Origin of the sequence: Psychrobacter sp. D2 (genome assembly GCF_013608135.1) — a bacterium.
GTDB lineage: Bacteria > Pseudomonadota > Gammaproteobacteria > Pseudomonadales > Moraxellaceae > Psychrobacter > Psychrobacter cryohalolentis.
Window position 1 is genome coordinate 1 of record NZ_JACDXZ010000011.1, and the last position, 20979, is coordinate 20979.

A 20979-nucleotide genomic window follows, 5' to 3' on the forward strand; every position below is an offset into this window, starting at 1 on the left:
AAAATAGTGTTTGACAGCCATGTGTAAATCTATATAATACACACCCACAGCAGCAGAGCTTAGTGACAAACTTAGAGCTCAGCTGATGTTGAATAAATTGCTTAGCAATTGTTCGAAGGGTGATTAGCTCAGTTGGTAGAGCGTCTGCCTTACACGCAGAATGTCGGCGGTTCGAATCCGTCATCACCCACCACTATTTAGTATAGCGTTACTCTTAAGTAGTAGGCTAAGTGGTTAAATAAACTAAGTACGACCTAAGCAGCGGTAGTTCAGTTGGTTAGAATACCGGCCTGTCACGCCGGGGGTCGCGGGTTCGAGTCCCGTCCGCTGCGCCATATTTAAAACTTAGTTTTAATACAAAAGTTTCAACCTCAAGTATTTATATTTGAGGTTTTTTTGTGTTTATTATTTACCTAAATCTCTATTATATATGTAATCCCCGCCTTTTAAACCTTCTGTCCTCCCATGGCTCACTGGCTCCTTACTCTCCTCCGTTATCTATCTTCAATAATAAATAACCACTATTCTTAAAGTCGCCATTTGAATAGTCGGTGACTAAATGGTGACCATCTTTACACGTTTACATGACATACTCATGATGTGGTCAATTTTCATGGAAGAGAGTCTTATGCTAAATGTTGCTAAAAATAATTTTTATACTGGTCAATCGTCGACCCTATTCATGAGGACAATACTTGGAGTCGGCTAACCAATACTAAGATCATATGCCCACCTGTGCTCATATGGCTGCCTCAGACAAATACAGAATGAGTAGATATTGAGCATACTGTACCGTGACAAATAATGAATAAAGTATAATTTATTGAATCATTACGGGTTTTTATTATGAAACGTGCCAATCAATTACAGCCTTTATCTCGCCAACATCACCTTGGACTTAACCTGTCTCGCCATGCTAAAGAATGTACTGATGAGCCTGCTGAGATTGCCAAGCATTGGCATTATCTCATGACTTATATTAAAGATATGCAAGCTCACTTTAATATTGAGGACACCTTAATCGCTCATGTTTTAGAGCCTTACCGTGCCTCTCATACTGAGGTTGCCTCAGTACTTGATACTTTAGATGTTCGACATAGACAGCTATATAAACTAATGGATGAAACTGAGCGTTCACATAAATTTATCAATAAAGAGGTAACCGCTGCGCAAGTTCAAGCATTGAGCACGCTTTTATACGACCTTATTCGTTTTGAAGAGCGTGAGTTATATCCAGCCGTTGAAAAACACCTGAAAGAAGCAGAGCTCAATGCCATTTATGAAGCAAGCCCTGACAGTATCAAACGTACTGATGAGCTGCGTTAAAAACTAAAACAGCCTTATTAATCATGACTCAAATAACACCTCTAGATTATAACTTGGATTATTTAATACAAAAAAGCCTTCAAACAAATTAGCCCAATCATAGCGCTTGATTCATCTGAAGGCTTTCTTGATACCTTTTTTTCTAAGGTGCCGATTTTAAGGTATCTGCTTTAAGGTATCAGTTTAAAGAAATGCTGACGATAGTGCTTAAGCTCACGAATTGAGTCACGAATATCATCTAACGCTAAATGACTGCCGCCTTTCTCAAAATTCTTGAGGACATCAGGACGCCAGCGGAAGCAAAGCTCTTTAATAGAAGACACATCAAGGTTTCGATAATGAAAGAACCGCTCAAGCTCAGGCATTTGACGCGCCATAAAGCGGCGATCTTGGCAGATTGAATTGCCGCACATTGGCGACTTACCACTATCGACCCATTTATTCAAAAATTTAATGGTTTCAGCTTCCGCCTCAGCCAATGTCACCGTACTACGGCGTACACGGTCAACCAACCCTGATTGCCCATGCTGCTTGGTATTCCAGTCATCCATACCATTTAACTTTTGGTCTGATACTTTAATCGCAAAGACAGGTCCTTCGGCAAGGACATTCAAATCTTCATCGGTGACAACAGTCGCTATCTCGATAATCTCATCATTTAGAGTATCAAGTCCGGTCATTTCTAAATCAATCCATACCAGCCCTTTTTTGCCTTGGTTTCTGATTTTAATTTTATTGGGATGGTCGCCGGTGGTCATAAAATATCCTATGGTCAATAAAGTTTGAGACAACTTACAAGCAATGCTTTAATAGCAATGTGAATAAAATAATGCGCCTATCTAACTATCTCAGTGCAAAAAATGTTTGTACTTAGGCAGCTGTGAATTTCACTTAGAATTTATGAATACTAAAATATTACAAAATCTCTGCCCAGTGCAGGCGCTTTAGGCTGTATGTTAGCAAATTTTCACGCTACACTGAGCAATATTTTATAATAGGTCACCAACCCATGGCATTAATCCGACAACGCAAACTAACGAAACAACAGATTCGGCGCATCGATAAGCAGCAATTATTAAGTCAAGACAGTATCGATGACAGTTTGATGGATGGTGTGGTCATGGCGCATTATGGCAAGCAATTGGAAGTGCAAGTGACCAGCTTACCATCATTCATACCTGTGCAGCCTGAGGTTGCACCTGATGATCCTGAGCCGTTTTGGCAAGAGTTGGCACTCGGTGATATTTGGCGCTGCCACGTACGTACCAATTTGCCGATGCTAGCAGCAGGCGACCAAGTGCGCTGGAATGCTGACTCTAATACAGGCTTTGGTCGGATTGAATCAGTCAAGCCGCGTACATCACTAGTTTCGCGCCCTGACCGTTATCATAAGCTCAAGCCTGTCGCCGCCAATGTCGATATTTTGGCGATTGTATTTGCGCCCTTGCCTGCTGCTGCTCCGACACTCATTGATCGTTATTTGGTCGTCTGTCATCATGCTGGGGTCAAGCCTTTACTGGTACTCAATAAAGCCGATTTACTTGAACAAGAAAAAGGCGTCGATACCAATAAGTTATTGGCTCAATATGCAGCGCTCGGTTATGAGAGCGTCTTGACCTCAGTTGACTGTCCTGAAAACGTCGCGGATAGCGACGACCAGGAAGGACTTGACGAGCTAAAACGCTATATCGATAAAAAGCTGGTTATTTTTGCAGGGCAATCTGGCGTCGGTAAAAGCAGCTTGATCAATGCGCTGCTACCTGAATCAGCACAAAGCGTGAATATCATCTCTGATAATTCAAAACTTGGTCAACATACCACCACCACCAGTCGCTTACTGCCCTTTAATCCAGCCGATTTGACCCAAGGCGGCATCGTCGATACCCCTGGTATTCGCGAGTATGGTATTTGGCACTTGACGCCTGATGACATTATTTCTGGCTTTGTTGAGCTTGCACCATTATCTGGTGACTGTCAGTTCCGCGACTGTCGCCATACTCATAATAGTAAAGGCTGCGCGTTATGGGAAGCAGTTGCTGATGGCAAAGTATTGCAGCGCCGCGTTGAAAACCTCGTGACGCTAAGAGAAGAGGCAGATACCAAGCCCTATTGAGCCTTATTAATTCTTATCCACTGTTAATCACGATGATGACCATCACACGTTTACTATGGATAGGCTAATCGGTATAATAGCGCCTTGTTCAATCCATTAGGCTGTCTTCTCAGCGTAATAGAACACTTATTTTTTTGGAGGTATGGTTTGGATCGTGCGCTGGAATTTGTGGGCAACCACCCGTTTTTATTTGGTATATTAGCCGTACTAGCCGTGCTATTTTTTGCTATTGAAAACAAACGTAGCGGTAAAAAGATTTCACCCAATACCCTTGGTATGATGGTGAACTCGCAAAATGCGCAGCTTATCGATATCCGTGCCAAAAAGAAGTTTGTCACCGGTTATATCCAAGGCAGTCGCAATATCCCATTTACTGAGCTAAAAGACCGCATTGAGGAAATTCGTGCGATTGAACAGCCAGTGATTATTATCTGCGATATGGGCGTACAAGCAGGTGCTGCCATTCAGATGATTGGTAAAGAAAACGTCTATCGCTTAGAAGGCGGTGTTGGTGGCTGGCAAGCTGCTGGAATGCCACTTGTTGGCATAAAGGATACTAAGCCGAAGACTAAAGTCAAAGCAAAACCGAGCTTGCATAAGTAGTTTGATAGCGCACTTTATTAAACTATGACTTACTATCTATCGGTAGTGAATAAAAAAGACACCTCTTTATAGGGTGTTTTTTTTATGTGGCATTTATGATACTGACGACGCTTTTATATTTATTTGGCTTGAATTTATACTGCCTATCCCCACTTTATAGTGAGCATAATAGAATATAGGCTTGTGATTTACTTGATTGCAGCCTCTATAGGCAAATTTTATAATACTATCCTCTATCCGATAACAATTGCTCTATACATTTATAAATAAGGATTTATCATGACTGTATCTGTTAAAGTTTATACTACTCCTATCTGCCCATATTGCTCAAACGCTAAGCAACTGCTGAAATCAAAAGGCGTTGATTATGAAGAGATTGGCATGCACGATATGAGCAGCGATGATCGCCGTGCTTTAATGCAAAAGACCAATAACTATCGTACCGTGCCACAAATCTTCGTCGGTGAGACCTTTGTCGGTGGTTTTGATGAGCTCAATCAAATGAACCAACAAGGCAAACTTGACGAGCTATTAGCGGGTTAATTTGCTATCTTGCTATTCTGGCTGTCTTTATTTATTTTACTAGTCTATATGCGAGTTATTTATATAAGTAACGATAGGGACAGCTATAAAGGGCTTTGATAAAAAATATCGAGCTTTTGTCTCGAATTATATTACAATGCTATTTTACTAAAATAACAGTTTGCCCAATCATTTGATTAACTTTTAGAGGAATTATCATGGCTGAAGAACAAGCACAACCGCAATTAGCACTAGAACGTATTTATGTCAAAGACATGTCACTTGAAGTCCCAGGCGCTGGCGTATTCACCAAAGAGTGGAACCCTGAGCTTGATATTAATCTATCTAGCAATGCCGAAAAACTGGACGATGACCATTATCAGGTTGTATTAACCGTTAGTGTCACTGCGAAAAATGCTGAAGAAGCGGCGTTTATCGCAGAAGTTCATCAAGCAGGTATCTTCTTATTAAAAGACATCCCAGAAGATCAAATTGGTCAAATTCTAGGTGCTTATTGCCCGAACGTTTTGTTCCCATATGCTCGTGAAGTCATCAGCGACATCGTAACGCGTGGTAGCTTCCCGCAGTTATTGCTCGCACCAGTTAACTTTGACCAAGCTTTTGCGCAAAGTCAGCAGCAAGCACAAGTTGATGCTGAAGGTAACGCTTAAGTTTTAATTTAAACGCTACTGGCTGTATCAGTAAGACGTTTTAATAAAAAAGCCATTTACTTATTATGAGTAAGTGGTTTTTTTATGGAAATTTTTAGAGTTTATTTTTAATCATTTAAATTTATGTTGCTATTGGTCATTATTTTTGACCCATTAAAAAACCCTGCTGATTGCTATTACTAGCGGCAGGGTCTTTCATAACACTATTCGATTAATCCGCTATATTCTAGCGTCAGTACAAATATTAGCCTTTTAGGGCAGAAAATATTTGTTGCTTAACGTCATCAATACCTTGGGTACCATCGAACTTATCATACTTAGGTGCATCGCCGCCTTCTTTAGCTTTGTTCTGATAAAAGCCAACTAGGGCTGATGTTTGCTCATGATACGTAGCTAAGCGGTCACGAATGGTTGACTCTTTATCGTCTTCACGTTGGATAAGCGCTTCACCAGTCACATCATCGATGCCTTCTTGCCTTGGTGGATTGTGATCAATATGATATACACGACCAGAGCCAGCATGTTGGCGACGACCTGATAATCGCTTGACGATTTCATCATCAGGTACACTGATTTCAATTACATGATCAATCGTCACGTTGGCATCTGCAAGCGCTTGCGCTTGTGGAATGGTACGCGGGAAACCATCTAAAATACAGCCGTTAACACAATCAGGCTTAGCGATGCGTTCTTGCACGAGGTTAATGATCAGATCATCAGAAACCAAACCACCAGCGTTCATCACGTCTTTGGCTTGTTTGCCAAGCTCAGTGCCTTCTTTGATTGCTGCACGCAGCATATCACCCGTTGAGATCTGCGGAATATCATATTCTTTAGAAATAAACTGAGCTTGGGTACCTTTACCGGCGCCTGGTGGACCTAGCAAAATAATACGCATCATTACACGATTCTCCTTAATAAATAGGATTTTGGGACTAATAAAACTTAGGGATTGGTGGTTTGCAGAGCTTACCTTACCTTGTGGCTTTCAAAACCTCAAGTATTTTTAGTATTGATGCAGCAACATATGATGACTTATCTGTTCATGAGAGAAGGTTGCGCGCCATAGATGAGACAATAGCGCGCACTAAATGTAGGATGATATTCTGGACTCAGCGAGTTAAGGAACTTGCTGATTAATGGCCACATTGACTTGATTCTGCTCGACGCTTATCACCACAGGATTACCTGATAGATCACCTGACTCGGCAATGGCAGTACCACTATGACTGATGCGAGCAATGACAGCGAGTTGAACTTTTTCATCACGCGCAGATTTTAATGTGCGCTCTGGCATCATCGCATCTAAATCACTTAGACTAACAGTTGCTTCGCCTTGCTTAATCACGCTAATCGGTAAACGCTTGGCGGCAAATGGCGGGCCACCTTTCACATCACGTATCGCGACAAACAATACATCTTCAGCTTTCACTAGTGGCAACAATGAACGATCAATAGAGACGGTGACTTCAATCCCTTCAGATGCTTGCTGCTCTTGTGCCGTGACATTGGCACTTAGCTCATCAAGACTGCTCAATGCTTGGGTATGGTCACCTGGTTTGGCAGCAATGCTCTTACGTAACCGCTTAATCCAACCTTGCGCTTGTTCAAAATTATTACCACGCGCCTCGCCCATTGCCATCAGCATTTGCGCACCTTCGTGCTGCGGATTTTTGGCAAGAACATCTTGCAGCACACGGCGGCTATTGGCATCAAGCTGACCTTTATTAGCAAAAAAGCTAATCTGCGCATAAGTGGTGGCGATTTCTTCGTTGTCAGGCGATAGACGATAAGCACGAGACAAAGCTTCAATCGCTGAGTCAGTAGCTTCTAACGACAAAAACAGCTCTGATAAACGCATCCAGCGATCAGGGTCATCGGCATGACGATATACGTTGGTCTGCATGGCACTGATCAACTGAGTACCATCTTCAATCGCCCAAGCGGGTGGCTGGTCAATCTTACCGGTCAATAAGTCATCCGCCACTTGGGCAACTTTGTCTTCTGCTGCCCACAAATCAAAGACTGGTGTACGATCACCGACTAAGAAATAAGCCAATGCTGCCAGCACAGGCACCCATACCATGATAATCAAACGACTCTTAATACCAGGCGCGACCATTGGGGTGACTTCACGCTGTGCATCCAATAGCTGACGCTCAAGCTCGATCTTTTGATTTTGATAATGGGCGTCATCAATCGTGCCGTTGTCTTTGTCTGATTGTAATTCTGTCAAACGCTCACGAAATACACCGATATTGATGTCTAGTAGCTGATTGTCAACAGGATTTTCTCGTAACCTTGAAGCTCGTAGCCAAGGTGTGATAACGATCACTGCCAGTACGAGTGCAATCAGTAAGCTTAGGGCAATAAATAAGCCAAAAGTAGAAAATAGGGTCATTTTTTGTCCTCTATGCTTGTGATGTCATGATCTGTTTTATTGCGATCAGCTCGTGATAACAGACGATCAAGTTCCGCTTCTTCTACTGCTGATAACGCAGCAGCGCTGTCTACCAAGATGCCACTTTGACCACGCGCAATACGCTGACTGCGTTTGCTTTGCCAAAACCAGCCAGCAATTAATACAATTAATAATAATGGCGGGAAGAACCATAATATCCACGTTGAAGGACGTACGGGCGGCTTATAAGTAATAAAATCGCCGTAACGCTCTTGCATATAAGCGCGAATCTCACCATCACTACGACCTTCTTTAATCATGTCATAGGTTTTTTGCTTTAAATCTTGGGCAATTGGCGCATCAGAACCTGCCAAGTTTTGGTTTTGACATTTTGGGCAACGCAGCTCTTCGATAAGACCACGGTACTGGGCTTCTTGCTGCACTGAGTCAAAGTCGTAGACGTCAATGGCGGCATAAACATTGATACTAAGCACGCCAAAAAGACAAGCAATGATCAAACTTGCCAAATTTTTCGTGATAGATTTTAATGGCATCATAATCATTTGCACGCCTCCTTAACTTGGTCAGGATCAGGGCTGACATTACTTTTATCAGCCTCATTGAGCACCATCAGACAAGGCGTGATACGGCTCTGCCAATTACTTTCATTAATCTCACCGACAATGTGCTGACGAATAATACCTTCACCATCGACCACAAAGGTTTCAGGTGCACCGGTCAAACCCAAATCTAAGGCAAATTGACCAGATAAGTCTTGGATAGACATCGAAAAAGGGTCACCGCCACGGTTTAAATAACCGAGGGCGTCGCCAATATCATCTTTATAATTGACGCCCACCAGATTGACGCCACGTTCCTCTAACTGCATTAAAAAAGGATGCTCAATGATACAAGTTGGGCACCAAGAGCCCCAAATATTCATCAAAAACGGCTGATCTGGCAGGTTGTCATTGGTCATGATACGGCTGGTATCGGACAATAACGGCAGCTCAAAAGCGGGCACTGGACGCTCAAGAGCGGTATTGGTTACGATTTCGGTCGGCTGACCTAAACGAAAATACAGCATGACTATAAAAGCGGCAAAGATGATCAGCGGAATCAAAAACCATATTCTGATTTGGCTTTTTTTCATCGTTTGATTGCCTTTTTTATCAGTACCTTTTTGAGGAGACTTCTCTGATTGAGTCATCTTATTTCTCCCCTATTGTTGCCGTGGCATCTGTCACATTGTTGCCATCTAAGTCAGTAACGGTCGCGAAACCTGACTTGCTTGCTGTAATTTGAGCGGGCGTCTTAGTTGTTTTGAGACGATAGCGCCTATCAAGCATACTCAATAGACCACCTAATGCCATAATAATAGCGCCGAGCCATATCCAGCGAATCAATGGCTTCACATAAATACGTACTGCCCATTGATTACTACCCTCAGCGATAGGCTCACCAAGTGCGACATACAAATCACGCATGAGGTTGGCATTAATTGCCGCCTCAGTCGTCGGCATCGTACTGATGATATAAGTCCGTTTTTCAGGATGAAGTATCGTTACTGCCTTGCCCTTCTTAGTGACTGTGACCTCAGCTTGCGTTGCGTCAAAGTTGCTGCCTCTCGTCTCTCTTAAATCGGTTAATGCAAAGTCATAACCTTGGACATTAACCGTTTCACCAATCCTTAGTGCCACATCGCGCTCGATGCTTAAGGTACTGGTAAACGCAACACCGATGACCGCTATAATAACGCCGATATGAGCGGTCTGCTGACCCCAGTAGCTTAAACGGAGCTTAGCTAAGCCCTTGAATAAGCTTGGGGCATTTTTGGTTTTGTCTTTAAAATCGACCACCATCCAGAACAATACCCAAAAGCTCACCGCTAGCGTCACGCCAATATTGAGCATGGCAGAAGGGCTAACAAAATAGGCAATGACTGCAGCTAAAACAAGGCTACTTGCCGCAATGACCATACCAGCGCCTAAGAGCGGGCGACTGTCTTGTTTCCAGCGGATATTGGAGCCCATGCCCATTGCTATCATTAATAGCCAAGTCAATGGCACAAACAGCGCATTAAAATATGGAGGACCTACGGATACCTGACCTAAATTAAAGGCATCAGCAATGATAGGATAGAGCGTACCAAGTAATACGACTAAGGTCGCAATCAATATGATGACGTTGTTAATGACTAAAAACGACTCACGTGAAATCAGCTGATATTGACTTTCAATCGTGAGACGCCAGCCACGTACAGCGAACATCAAGAGACCACCGCCAACAATAATGCCAAGAATTGCTAAAATCACTAAACCACGCGTGGGATCCGCAGCAAATGAATGCACAGAGGTAATCACCCCAGATCGGACTAAGAATGTCCCGAGTAAGCTTAAGGCAAAAGCAAAAATGGCCAGCATAATCGTCCACGCTTTAAAGACACCGCGTTTTTCAGTGACTGCAAGCGAATGTAATAATGCTAAACCTGCCAACCAAGGCAATAGCGAAGCGTTTTCTACTGGATCCCAAAACCACCAGCCACCCCAACCAAGCTCGTAATAAGCCCACCACGAACCCAGTGCAATACCAATGGTTAAGAACCCCCAAGCAGCCAATGCCCATGGACGTGACCAGCGTGTCCACACCGCATCTAAGCGACCTTCCCACAATGCTGCCATACAAAAGGCAAATGGCACGACCATACCCACATAGCCCATATATAGCATCGGTGGATGGATAATCAAACCAAAATCCTGTAAGACAGGGTTTAAATCAGCACCATCCACGGGCAAGTTTGGCAAAGTGCGGTCAAACGGTGACGAGGTAAAGATGAGCATGGCCAGCATCATCATTTGTACGCCAGCCAATATCACCAATACACGCGCCCGCATCGACAATGGCAAACCACGACTAAAGTATGAGACCAAGGCACACCACGTTGCCATGATAGTCATCCATAGTAGCAGCGAGCCTTCATGTCCGCCCCACGTCGCTGATAACTTATAATACCAAGGCAGCAAGGTATTCGAGTGCTGCGACACATAGACAAGGCTAAAGTCATTAAAATAAAAGCCTGCCATCAATGCCCCAAACGAGGTAATCATGGCGGCAAACTGCGCCCATGCCAAACTCGGTGCCAAACGCTGCCAAGCAACATGGTCACGCATAACGCCTATCGTTGGTAATACTACCTGCAAAATCGCCAACATAAAGGCGGCTAGCACGGCAAAATAACCCAATTCTGTGATTAACATACGGTCTAACCTTGTTTACCTTAATACGGTCATTGTTTATTTTAGGGATTGGTATTGCAGGATAATCGAAAGTATCCAATACTTGTTACTGCTTGTAGTTTAAACGATTATTATTATCTAAATAACGCCCTAAGCCATTGCAGCTTAGGGCGCTTACAGCATGGTACATTAGCGTCAACTTGTCACGTTTCTGTATCCACTCTGTATGCGATGTGTATAAAAAGCATAAAACATTGCTTATCACTGCATAGCTGGGAAAAACACCAATACCAGATGTAGCCAACCTGCCAAAAATCCCGTTAAGCCGCCAAGCACAATTAGCGTCATCTCATCTTCACGAAAGGCAGGACGTAATAAGTTTTGGAATTCATCAGGCGTCAGCGCTCGGATGCGATCACGAAACAGTCCAAATATCTTACTGGCACGACTTTCATTGAGCTCAGGGTCCCTTAGTGGCACCATCGTTGCAACGATAGATTTATCAATGATGGTATTTTTTAATTGCCCAAACTCGCGGCGACCCAGTCCTAATCGTAAAGTCGTATTAATCACTGGTGACTCTAAGACTTTATACAGATGCGACTTCATCAATTCACGCGTCTCAATAGCGCGGTCACCATACATCATCTCATTCATGATGTTCTCAAGCGTCACCAAATCTTTGACCACAATCTCAGCAAATACTTCAGATACCTCTTCTTGGCGCTTCATAAAGCCGCCTTGGAGTCGATATCGAGCGATATGCGGTAATTGTGGCTTAATAAAAGGAAAACGGCTCTGTAGCGCAAAAAACTTTATATAACGGATAAAATGCGGCTCTACAGGATTAAATACCATCCAAATCGCAATCCAATTGGTCAAAAATCCCCAAATGGCCGCAAAAAACGGTACTGTCCAATGTTGCGGCACTACCAAGAATATAAACATTTGGATAATGCCAAAAATCAGCCCAATCAAAGCACTAATATGCCAAATAAAATTGATTTCTTTTTGTCCGACTTTTAAGAACATATTGACCATCAAACGACGATCACTCTCCATCTTATTGACAATCATCTTGCGCATATCGACCAAATCTTCGACATGATAGGTCAAGTCAGTCACCAAAGATTGCATAATGCTTGGCAGCTCTTGGTGCGCTTGGGCATAGACACGGCGCTTGAGCGCATAAGGCAGATTGCCCCACAGTGCTGGCGAATGATCAAGCATAATTTCATCAATCAAGTTTTCAAGGTTTTTATCAACCGCCTCAGTGATGAACAGCGCCATCTGATCTGGTTCCATAGCCTGAAAAAACTCATCAAGCGAGCCAAGCTTAGATAGCGTCTGATCAACAATCACGCCAGATATCTTACCCGCTTTTCTTGGCACAATACCTTGCCAGCCAATACCCGGCAGCCCAAAGAATGGGAAATTAGGGATGCGTATACCGCGAAACTTAATCGGATAAAACAACATCTTGAGCGCCATCCAGACATGAATCCATGTCACAAATGCTGTCACCGGCGGAATGGTAAGCATGGCAAAAAACTCAGGGTGCTCAGCGATTGTTTGCCACAATGAAGTTACATCCATGACTTTATGTATCCTTGCCGTGATGATCGATGTTGACCAAATATTCTGAGCACATTAACAATGCTTAGCAATAAGAAGCCCTCTCCCCAATAACTACTACAAAATAAATCGCCTGATTTTAGCATACTTGCCATCCATTAGCACATGTAGACCCTAGGCAAGTTGTGACTAGAGATGACACGTTTTACACTGCTACTGTGGCACAAAAAATCCTTAAAATAATCTACTGGCGTATGACCAGTAACCGATTTAATAACTACTTCTTTCGAATTTACTCGGTGATTAGATCCGTTGTGAAATGAGTCACCAACCACAGTCGTATGCATAATGATGCCACCTTTTATAACAGCGATAAAATAAATGACTGTCTACTGCGTCATCGCTTTTGATCTGTTATAATTTGCCGTTGTGGTTTGCGAGATGTTTGTAGATCTATGATGATAATATTTCAGATATTAAATGCTTCTTATATCACGCTATGTTGTTGAAAATCCTTAGCTTATCCTTTATGCTCACCTCGCTTTGTCTACATGATGTTTGACATGGTCGACTGCTACTTCATAAATACCTCCTTTTATAACTTTTTGATTTATTATCTCACTGACTGTTTGGGTACTGACTTTATATGAACAAACCGCTCACTCCTGATACCGAACAGGTCAATCGCATTTTTACCAGTCGCATTCTTATTCTTGGATTAATCATATTTGTGGGCTTGCTCGGGCTAATAGTACGTTATGGATTTCTGCAAGTTTTTGCTCATGATAAATATACGACCCAAGCAGACAACAATCGCATCAAATTGATTTCTGCCCCACCAAGTCGTGGTTATATTTATGATCGCAATGGCGTTATCCTCGCTGACAATCAGCCGGTTTTCACCGCTATGCTCAGCCCTGATGAAGTCGAAAACCCTGAGCGTACCTTACAATTACTCGCGCCCATCTTTGATTTGACGGATGAAAATATCACCGATATTTTGGCGCGTGTGAGTAAAAGTAAAAATGATCCGGTAACCATCAAGATTGATTTAACCGAGGCGCAGCTGGCGCAGTTTAGTGAACGCAAACCCTTTTTTCGCGGTGTTAGCATCCAAAGTAAGCTCACACGCTCATACCCGTATGATGAACTTTTTGCCCATGTTATTGGCTATGTCGGACGTATTAACGACAAAGAATCGAAGAGAATTAATAAAGATCGCTATGCCGGTACCGACCTTATCGGTAAGATTGGGATCGAAGATTATTACGAAGATATTTTACTTGGGCAACCCGGTTATCAGTCAGTAGAAACCAACGCGCACGGCAATGTGCTGCGTCAACTCGACACTAAGCCACCAATCGCCGGTAACGACATCACCTTAAGTTTAGATTATGGGTTGCAGGTTGTGGCGCAGCAGCAGCTTGATGGCAGGCGCGGTGCCATTGTGGCAATAGACCCCAAAACCGGCGATGTACTAGCCTTTGTCAGTAATCCAAGTTATGACCCAAACCCCTTCATCTCCGGCATCTCATTTAAAGACTATGATGATCTGCGTGAAGATTTGGATCAGCCGCTTTATAACCGTGCCCTACAAGGTACTTATCCACCGGGTTCCACCATCAAGCCCTTTGAAGCCCTAGGCGGTATTCATTATGGTCTACGTAACTGGGAAACCACTATCTACGACCCAGGTTATTTTAGCCTGCCAGGTGACTCCCACCGCTTTCGTGATTGGAAAAAAGGTGGTCATGGCACCGTCGATCTCAAAAAATCCATCGTGATGTCAGTCGATACTTATTATTATAAATTGGCGTATGAGATGGGCATTCAGCGCTTACATGACTGGATGGTACGTTTTGGCTTCGGCGAAGAAACTGGCATTGACTTGCCCAATGAAAAATCTGGAATTATGCCTTCACCAAAATGGAAAAAAGACACGTACGATAAGGGTTGGTTGCCGGGTGAGACCATTTCTGTCAGTATTGGTCAAGGCTATTTCCTAGCGACGCCACTACAGATTGCCAATGCAACGGCCATGACAGCGAGTAAAGGTCTTCATATTACCCCGCATCTCTTAAAAAGTAGCGACGGTGCAGCAGCAGTCGATGTCATCACCAAACCGGATGGCAAGATTGATTATAATGGTAAACCCTCTGATTGGCTGCGTATGCATGATGCTATGGAGCAAACGGTCAAAGCCGGTACTGGTCGCGGTATATACACACCGCGCTATCGTATCGCCGGTAAAACGGGCACCGCGCAAGTAAAATCCATTGCTCAAGGTAAAAGCTATAACAAATCCGCGCTGGATAAGCGCCACTGGGATCACGCTTGGTTTAATGGCTTTGCGCCAGTAGAGGATCCACAAATCGCCCTAGCGGTATTGGTCGAAAACGGCGGTGGTGGTAGTGTCGTTGCTGCGCCTATTGGACGAGCCTTGTTTGATTATTGGGTATTACAGCGCGACACCAATCCTATTTTGCCGCCCACTGCTGATCAGCTAAAGGTTATTAAACGGCAAAAAGCATTTGAGAAAGCCATGCGTGATGCGATACGTGAAAAAGAAGACAAAGCACTAAAAGCCGCAAAAGAACAGGCTCAAACCGCTACAACGACAGCGACTTCTGACTAACATATTCAGTATAGAGTAGATAACTAAGCTAATTTTATGAAAAAATCTTCAAGCACGCGTAAGCCTAACAAAAACCAAAAAACCAAATCTACTGCAGCTGGTGATGTACGTATTATCGGTGGTCAGTTTAAACGCCGTATCGTACGTTTTATTGATACAGAAGGATTACGTCCGACCCCAGACCGGCTACGTGAGACCTTATTTAATTGGCTGATTTCTGATATTCATGACGCTCAAGTGCTCGATAGCTGCGCCGGTAGCGGCGTCTTAGGTTTTGAAGCCTTATCGCGCGGTGCTGCTCATTGTATTTTTATCGAAATGAATGCCGCCCAAACTCAAATGCTACGCCAAAGTGCCGAGATGTTACGTCTTGATAGTGACAGCCATAAAATCATTCACGGCACAGCCGAACAAATTCTACAACAAAAGCAGCTTGTACCGCGTCCCTTTGATATCGTGTTTATAGATCCACCTTATGCTAAGGATTTATGGCAATCTATTTTGACCACTTTGTTTACCCAAGATCTAATCAATACAGACACGCTTATCTACCTAGAAGCGGATAAAGATTTAGATGAGCAATTGAGCCAACTGGCAACGGTTTTTAATACCACGCTAGCGCTGCAAAAAAACGATGAATCACAAACATTGTATTTTGATTGTTTGAAACAGACCAAAGTTGGACAAGTTGTTGCTGGACTTTATCGTCTATTATCGTCATAATTGTCCGGTTAATGAATTCTGTTAATAAAGTTTATAAATGTTTAAAACCGCTAAAAAACTGGCCAACGCTGCAGTTTAATGTATATAAGGCGAAAATAAACCCCAATGCAGCTTGCAAGCGTAGGCGCTACTGCTTATAATGTGCAGTCTGTTTTTTGAGAGCCCCGTTCCCAGCTAAACTCTCAACGAATTCTAATTTTAAGGTTTTATCATGAAAACACTTAGTGCAAAACCAGCTGAAGTGACCCATGACTGGTATGTCGTAGATGCTGACGGCAAAACCCTTGGTCGCTTAGCCACTCAAATTGCTACTCGCTTACGTGGCAAGCATAAGCCATCTTTTACGCCGCACGTTGACACTGGTGACTTTATTGTTGTCATCAACGCTGACAAAATCACGGTAACGGGTAAAAAAGCGCAAGATAAAAAGTACTATCGTCACAGTGGCTACCCAGGTGGTATTAAAGAAACCAACTTCAGTAAACTGCTTGCACATAAGCCTGAAGATGTTCTACACAAAGCGGTTAAGGGTATGCTTCCAAAAGGTCCTCTTGGCTATGCGATGATCAAGAAGCTGAAACTTTATGCGGGTACCGAACATCCACATGAAGCACAGCAACCTAAAGCACTAGACATCTAAGGATACACTTATGGAACGCAATTACGGAACTGGTCGCCGCAAAACTTCTACCGCTCGTGTCTTTTTAGCGAAAGGTACTGGTAGCATCGTCGTTAACGGCAAACCACTTGATGAGTATTTCAGTCGCGAAACGTCGCGCATGGTTGTTCGTCAGCCTTTAGAATTACTTGACACCCCTACTGCTTATGACCTTTACATCACTGTAAAAGGCGGCGGTATTAGTGGTCAAGCTGGCGCAATCCGTCACGGCATTACGCGTGCATTGATTGAGCTTGACGAAGCCAACAAACCTGCTCTAAAAGCAGCTGGCTTTGTTACTCGTGATTCACGTCAAGTTGAACGTAAGAAATTGGGCCTACGTAAAGCACGTAAACGTCCACAATTCTCGAAACGTTAATCAAAGCTATCTCTTATATTTCTGCAACTGTTGTCTTTATCTCAGAGCAACAGCTGCAGCATTAAATATAAGAATAGATTTGCAAAACCTTATAAGCTGTCCGCAGCTTATAAGGTTTTTTTATGCCTGATGCTTTTATAAAAAACGATTTTCATATATAACTATCTTGCCTATAAATCTGTCTTAACAAAGGATAAATCACCTTGCAAAGTCTCGCTTACTACCCCATCATAATCATAACTTTTCATTACTAGTAACAGTCTTATGAAAGCGCCTGAACAATACGATCCTAGCAAATCTGCCTCAAAGAGCAGCATGCCGCCACCAAGTATACAGCCACCTGCTAAGTCTCCGGCTCTACCTGTTGGCACACCGACGATTACCCAAACGCATAAGCAGACCGATCAAGCAGAAAAGAAACCTTTTGAATGGCAGTTTTTAATGCCTAAATATTGGGGTATTTGGTTATTATTTGCTATTTTTTTGCCGCTAATTTATCTACCGCTACGGTGGCAATTTTGGCTCGGGCATAAGCTTGGTATTTTAATCTATACTGTCGTAGGCTCACGCCGCCGTGATACCTTAATTAACCTCAAACTGGCATTTCCAGAAAAGCCAGAAGTGGAACGTGAGCTCATGGCAAAGCAAGTCTTTGTCAATCAGGGCATTGGCGTATTTGAAACCTTATGCGCTTGGTTCCGTCCGAATGTTTTTACCCGTACAGTGTCTATATCAGGGTTACAGCATCTTGTTAATGCACAAAATGAGGGTCGCGCGGTCATCTTATTGGGTGCCCATTATACGATGCTTGATCTCGGCGGGATGCTCTGTACCCAGTTCTTCCCAATGGATGGTATGTATCGTCCGCAAAATAACGCATTGCTTGATTGGTTTATTTATAATGGGCGCACAAGTATTCTGAGTAAACAAATCTCCAACCGTGATATGCGTAGCCTTGTTAGCTCTCTTAAAAAGGGTCGTGTGATTTGGTATTCACCGGATCAAGATTATGGTCTAAAACAAGGGGTCATGGCGCCATTCTTTGGCGTACCAGCAGCAACTCTGACGGCAACGCGGCGATTGGCAACCTTAGGCAATAAAGTGCATCCACCAGCCGTAATGGCGCTGCATACTTATCGACAGACGCCAGATAATTTACCACGTGGCAAACGCCCCCATTATCATCTGACGATTACGCCAGAGCTAGAGAACTATCCAAGTGATAACGAAGTGGCTGACGCGACTCGCGTTAATGAAGTACTAGAGGGCTTGATTCGTATTGATCCCACTCAGTGGATGTGGTTCCATCGCCGTTTTAAAAATGGTCCCGAAGGTCGTAGAGATATCTATAAGTAAGTTTTTATTCCGACGAAAATCACTGGCAAAATTTGCTATAATTTACAGCTAATATTTTTTGCTATTATCAGCAGATAAATAATCATGAATTTATAATAATTTGATCAATAAATAACGGATTTCCCATGAGTAATAATCAGATTTCTGACGGCCAACCTACTATTAATAGCTCAGCAGCAGCCAAACGCATTCTTACTGGCATTACCACTTCAGGCATTCCACACTTAGGCAACTATGTCGGTGCCATTCGCCCAGCGATTCAATCTATTCATAATAGCGATGATGAAGCATTCTTTTTTTTAGCAGATTATCATGGCATTATTAAATGTCATGATCCTGCACTCATTCATGAGTCAACCAAAGCGATTGCAGCTACATGGCTGGCTTGTGGCCTTGATCCTGAGCGCGTGACTTTTTATCGACAGTCGGATGTGCCAGAGATACCAGAGTTGGCGTGGATACTCAATTGCTCGTGCGCTAAAGGGTTGATGAACCGTGCCCATGCTTATAAGGCATCTGTCGATATCAATAATGAAAAAACCGATGTCGATCCCGATCAAGGCATTACTATGGGTCTTTTTGGCTATCCGGTATTGATGGCTGCTGATATCTTGATGTTTAATGCCACTCATGTACCTGTTGGTCGCGATCAAATTCAGCATATTGAGATGGCGCGTGATATTGCAGGTACTTTTAATCATAAATATAAGCCGCTATTTACGCTACCTTCAGCCGTCGTCGATGATGAGATGCCCCTATTAACGGGGCTTGATGGGCGCAAAATGAGCAAAAGCTATGGCAATACCATTCCGCTATTTGGTGAGCTAAATCCACAAGTTAGCGCTGAAAAGCAGATGCATAAAGCCATCATGAAGATCGTCACCAACTCGCAGTTGCCTGCTGAGCCAAAAGACCCTGATGACTCTGCTATTTTCGAGATTTATAAAGCCTTTGCAACGCCTACTGAGATTGCCGATATGCGTGCGCAGTTTGCCGCTGGTATTGGCTGGGGCGATGCCAAACAAGCGTTGTTTGATAAAATCAATGATGAAGTTGCCCCATTCCGTGCACGTTATGAGGAACTGATGGCAAATCCAAAAGAGCTAGAAGAAATCCTACAGATGGGTGCAGAAAAAGCCCGCCGTCATAGTCGTAAGCAACTGGATAAGACCCGCCGCGCTATTGGTATCCGTCCACTTGCCAAACTTAAATAAATTATTATTTATGATGACCATAGATTGCTATCATGCAAAGTAAGCGATTAATTGAGTCTAGCGCAGAGATTCATGATATGTCTCTGCGTATCTATCAGACGCCTGTACAGCATTTGCCAGAAGATCTGTATGTGCCGCCACAAGCGTTTGCTATTTGGCTTGAGCAGTTTGCAGGGCCATTGGATTTCTTATTGTATTTGGTTAAGAAAAACAACGTCGATTTGACACGAATGCCGATATTACCGATTACAGAGCAGTATTTGGCTTATATCAGTGAATTGGACACCAATCATTTTGAGTTGGCCGGTGACTATCTACTAATGGCATCAACCTTGATTGCGATCAAGACTGAGTTGTTACTTCCTAAACCAGAAACACCTAGTGATGAGCGCGATCCAAAAGCTGAGCTGATTGAGCGTCTTGAAGAATATGCCCAAGTCAAAGCTGCCAGTCAACGTTTAGACAATTTAATCCGACTAGAGCGCGATGTGTTTCTGGCGATGGTCAGTATGCCAAGCCAAGACATTATGAATGCTGAGCTGCCAAGCTATTCACCTACTCTATTGATTGATAGCTTGTTTAAGATGCAGCTGCAACCCGACTATCAGATGCATAGCATCAAGGTCGATGCTGTGCCACTTGCTGATCGTATCGCTAGTATCAGTCGCCAACTGAGTATGGACGGCGCGCGCTCTTTTTATGAACTATTAGATAAAACACAAGGAAAAATAGGTGTGGTTGTCAGCTTTGTCGCGGTGCTTGAATTAATCAAGCGCCAACTGATTGGTGTGGTTGCTAATAGTACGGACGGTCGTGTTAACATAGCAAATAACGCTGATATCAGCCTGCCGACTCATAGCGATTTACTCGGAAAATTGACGTTAGAATGGTTAGCATAATCCTAACTGGCTTTATAGTAAGTCTAAAATCATTAAACTGAAGAAGATTATATTGAAATGGCAGATATAGACGACCCTAAAGACCACCTCCTATCTATTGAAGACATAAGTAAACAGATTGAAGTTTTACTTCATGCTTCAGAAGCACCATTAACTACTAATCACTTAAAAAAACACTTATTCTTAACGACTAATAAGTTAGAGCAGGCACTAGAACTGCTAAAGCAACGCTTAAATCTTGGCGTATTAAGTTTGCATCATACTGCCAGTGGTTATCGCTTACAAATCGCTGATAGCCATAGTGCATTAATACAGAGTGTCTTTCCCCAGCGTCAAGAACGTCTCAGCCAAGCCTTGCTAGAGACTTTGAGCGTGATTGCTTACAAGCAACCGGTGACACGTAGCGATATAGAACATGTGCGCGGCGTGACGCTATCGAGCAACATATTGCGTCAATTGTTTGATAAAGGCTGGATTGAAGAAAATGGTTACAAAGATACTTTGGGTCGTCCGGCATTACTGCATACTACGTCTCAATTCTTAGATGCTTTTGGACTGAGCCATTTAGATGAGCTACCGCCCATGCCAGAGATAGACAGTATCAGAGCATCCTCTTAAATAAATCCGATAAAATACTCTTGCTCAATAAAAAAGGACACGCCTATTAG

At 43.2% G+C, this 20979-nt stretch carries 20 protein-coding genes and 2 tRNA genes; 15 read left to right on the forward strand and 7 right to left on the reverse strand.

Translation table 11 applies throughout. The features are described 5' to 3' along the window. Positions 1 to 117 precede the first annotated feature (117 nt). From H0262_RS12100 to H0262_RS12110, 3 genes are all read left to right on the forward strand, one after another. Positions 118 to 193 (forward strand) — tRNA-Val (locus tag H0262_RS12100). Between the two features lie 65 nt (positions 194 to 258). Further along, positions 259 to 335, forward strand: a tRNA-Asp gene (locus H0262_RS12105). 511 nt (positions 336 to 846) lie between these two features. After that, a complete protein-coding gene (locus tag H0262_RS12110) occupies positions 847 to 1326 on the forward strand; it encodes a hemerythrin domain-containing protein (RefSeq protein WP_181210911.1) in 480 nt (159 codons plus the stop codon). 170 nt (positions 1327 to 1496) lie between these two features. On the opposite strand, the gene orn is transcribed toward H0262_RS12110, so the two are convergent. After that, positions 1497 to 2084: an oligoribonuclease gene (gene orn, locus H0262_RS12115; RefSeq protein ID WP_011514059.1), complete on the reverse strand. Its 588-nt coding sequence runs from the start codon at positions 2082 to 2084 to the stop codon at positions 1497 to 1499. Positions 2085 to 2335: 251 nt separating this feature from the next. Between orn and rsgA the strand changes: the two genes are divergently transcribed. The 4 genes from rsgA to secB all read left to right on the forward strand — a co-directional run bounded on the left by rsgA (position 2336) and on the right by secB (position 5235). Beyond that, positions 2336 to 3439: a ribosome small subunit-dependent GTPase A gene (rsgA, locus tag H0262_RS12120; RefSeq protein WP_181210912.1), complete on the forward strand. Its 1104-nt coding sequence runs from the start codon at positions 2336 to 2338 to the stop codon at positions 3437 to 3439. Positions 3440 to 3586: 147 nt separating this feature from the next. Beyond that, positions 3587 to 4042 (forward strand): rhodanese-like domain-containing protein, encoded by a 456-nt coding sequence (locus tag H0262_RS12125; RefSeq protein ID WP_011514061.1) that lies wholly within the window; start codon positions 3587 to 3589, stop codon positions 4040 to 4042. Between the two features lie 279 nt (positions 4043 to 4321). Further along, the gene (grxC, locus tag H0262_RS12130) at positions 4322 to 4585 is read left to right on the forward strand and encodes a glutaredoxin 3 (RefSeq protein ID WP_011280820.1); all 264 of its coding nucleotides are present in this window, start codon (positions 4322 to 4324) and stop codon (positions 4583 to 4585) included. A gap of 197 nt (positions 4586 to 4782) precedes the next feature. Next, a complete protein-coding gene (gene secB / locus H0262_RS12135; protein ID WP_011514062.1) occupies positions 4783 to 5235 on the forward strand; it encodes a protein-export chaperone SecB in 453 nt (150 codons plus the stop codon). 244 nt (positions 5236 to 5479) lie between these two features. On the opposite strand, the gene adk is transcribed toward secB, so the two are convergent. From adk to H0262_RS12165, 6 genes are all read right to left on the reverse strand, one after another. Next, complete coding sequence (adk, locus tag H0262_RS12140; RefSeq protein WP_181210962.1) at positions 5480 to 6133, reverse strand: adenylate kinase; 654 nt, start codon at positions 6131 to 6133, stop codon at positions 5480 to 5482. Positions 6134 to 6355: 222 nt separating this feature from the next. Then, positions 6356 to 7636: a c-type cytochrome biogenesis protein CcmI gene (gene ccmI / locus H0262_RS12145; protein ID WP_181210913.1), complete on the reverse strand. Its 1281-nt coding sequence runs from the start codon at positions 7634 to 7636 to the stop codon at positions 6356 to 6358. Further along, a complete protein-coding gene (locus tag H0262_RS12150; RefSeq protein ID WP_181210914.1) occupies positions 7633 to 8199 on the reverse strand; it encodes a cytochrome c-type biogenesis protein in 567 nt (188 codons plus the stop codon). The genes ccmI and H0262_RS12150 overlap by 4 nt, the downstream gene beginning before the upstream one ends. Continuing rightward, positions 8196 to 8846 (reverse strand): DsbE family thiol:disulfide interchange protein, encoded by a 651-nt coding sequence (locus H0262_RS12155; protein WP_181210915.1) that lies wholly within the window; start codon positions 8844 to 8846, stop codon positions 8196 to 8198. Before H0262_RS12155 ends, H0262_RS12150 begins: the two co-directional genes overlap by 4 nt. Before the next feature lies 1 nt (position 8847). Further along, the gene (locus tag H0262_RS12160) at positions 8848 to 10893 is read right to left on the reverse strand and encodes a heme lyase CcmF/NrfE family subunit (RefSeq protein ID WP_181210916.1); all 2046 of its coding nucleotides are present in this window, start codon (positions 10891 to 10893) and stop codon (positions 8848 to 8850) included. A gap of 240 nt (positions 10894 to 11133) precedes the next feature. Continuing rightward, on the reverse strand, positions 11134 to 12468 hold the full coding sequence (locus tag H0262_RS12165) for a hypothetical protein (protein ID WP_181210917.1): 1335 nt from the start codon (positions 12466 to 12468) through the stop codon (positions 11134 to 11136). Positions 12469 to 13093: 625 nt separating this feature from the next. Between H0262_RS12165 and mrdA the strand changes: the two genes are divergently transcribed. From mrdA to scpB, 8 genes are all read left to right on the forward strand, one after another. Continuing rightward, complete coding sequence (mrdA, locus tag H0262_RS12170; protein ID WP_181210918.1) at positions 13094 to 15082, forward strand: penicillin-binding protein 2; 1989 nt, start codon at positions 13094 to 13096, stop codon at positions 15080 to 15082. 36 nt (positions 15083 to 15118) lie between these two features. Continuing rightward, positions 15119 to 15805, forward strand: coding sequence for a 16S rRNA (guanine(966)-N(2))-methyltransferase RsmD (gene rsmD / locus H0262_RS12175; RefSeq protein ID WP_181210919.1), 687 nt, complete (start codon positions 15119 to 15121; stop codon positions 15803 to 15805). 211 nt (positions 15806 to 16016) lie between these two features. After that, positions 16017 to 16445 carry a 50S ribosomal protein L13 gene (gene rplM / locus H0262_RS12180; protein WP_010199223.1) on the forward strand — a complete coding sequence of 143 codons (429 nt, stop codon included), beginning with the start codon at positions 16017 to 16019 and terminating at the stop codon, positions 16443 to 16445. 10 nt (positions 16446 to 16455) lie between these two features. Next, positions 16456 to 16842 carry a 30S ribosomal protein S9 gene (gene rpsI, locus H0262_RS12185; RefSeq protein ID WP_010199221.1) on the forward strand — a complete coding sequence of 129 codons (387 nt, stop codon included), beginning with the start codon at positions 16456 to 16458 and terminating at the stop codon, positions 16840 to 16842. 264 nt (positions 16843 to 17106) lie between these two features. Further along, the gene (locus H0262_RS12190; RefSeq protein ID WP_409033829.1) at positions 17107 to 18198 is read left to right on the forward strand and encodes a lipid A biosynthesis acyltransferase; all 1092 of its coding nucleotides are present in this window, start codon (positions 17107 to 17109) and stop codon (positions 18196 to 18198) included. Between the two features lie 125 nt (positions 18199 to 18323). Then, entirely contained in the window at positions 18324 to 19412 is a 1089-nt protein-coding gene (gene trpS, locus H0262_RS12195) for a tryptophan--tRNA ligase (protein WP_181210920.1), read from the forward strand. Between the two features lie 32 nt (positions 19413 to 19444). Continuing rightward, positions 19445 to 20311, forward strand: a complete 867-nt coding sequence (locus H0262_RS12200) for a ScpA family protein (RefSeq protein ID WP_133104405.1) — start codon at positions 19445 to 19447, stop codon at positions 20309 to 20311. A 57-nt stretch (positions 20312 to 20368) separates the two neighbouring features. Beyond that, entirely contained in the window at positions 20369 to 20929 is a 561-nt protein-coding gene (gene scpB / locus H0262_RS12205) for an SMC-Scp complex subunit ScpB (RefSeq protein WP_133104404.1), read from the forward strand. The last annotated feature ends 50 nt before the right edge of the window (positions 20930 to 20979 follow it).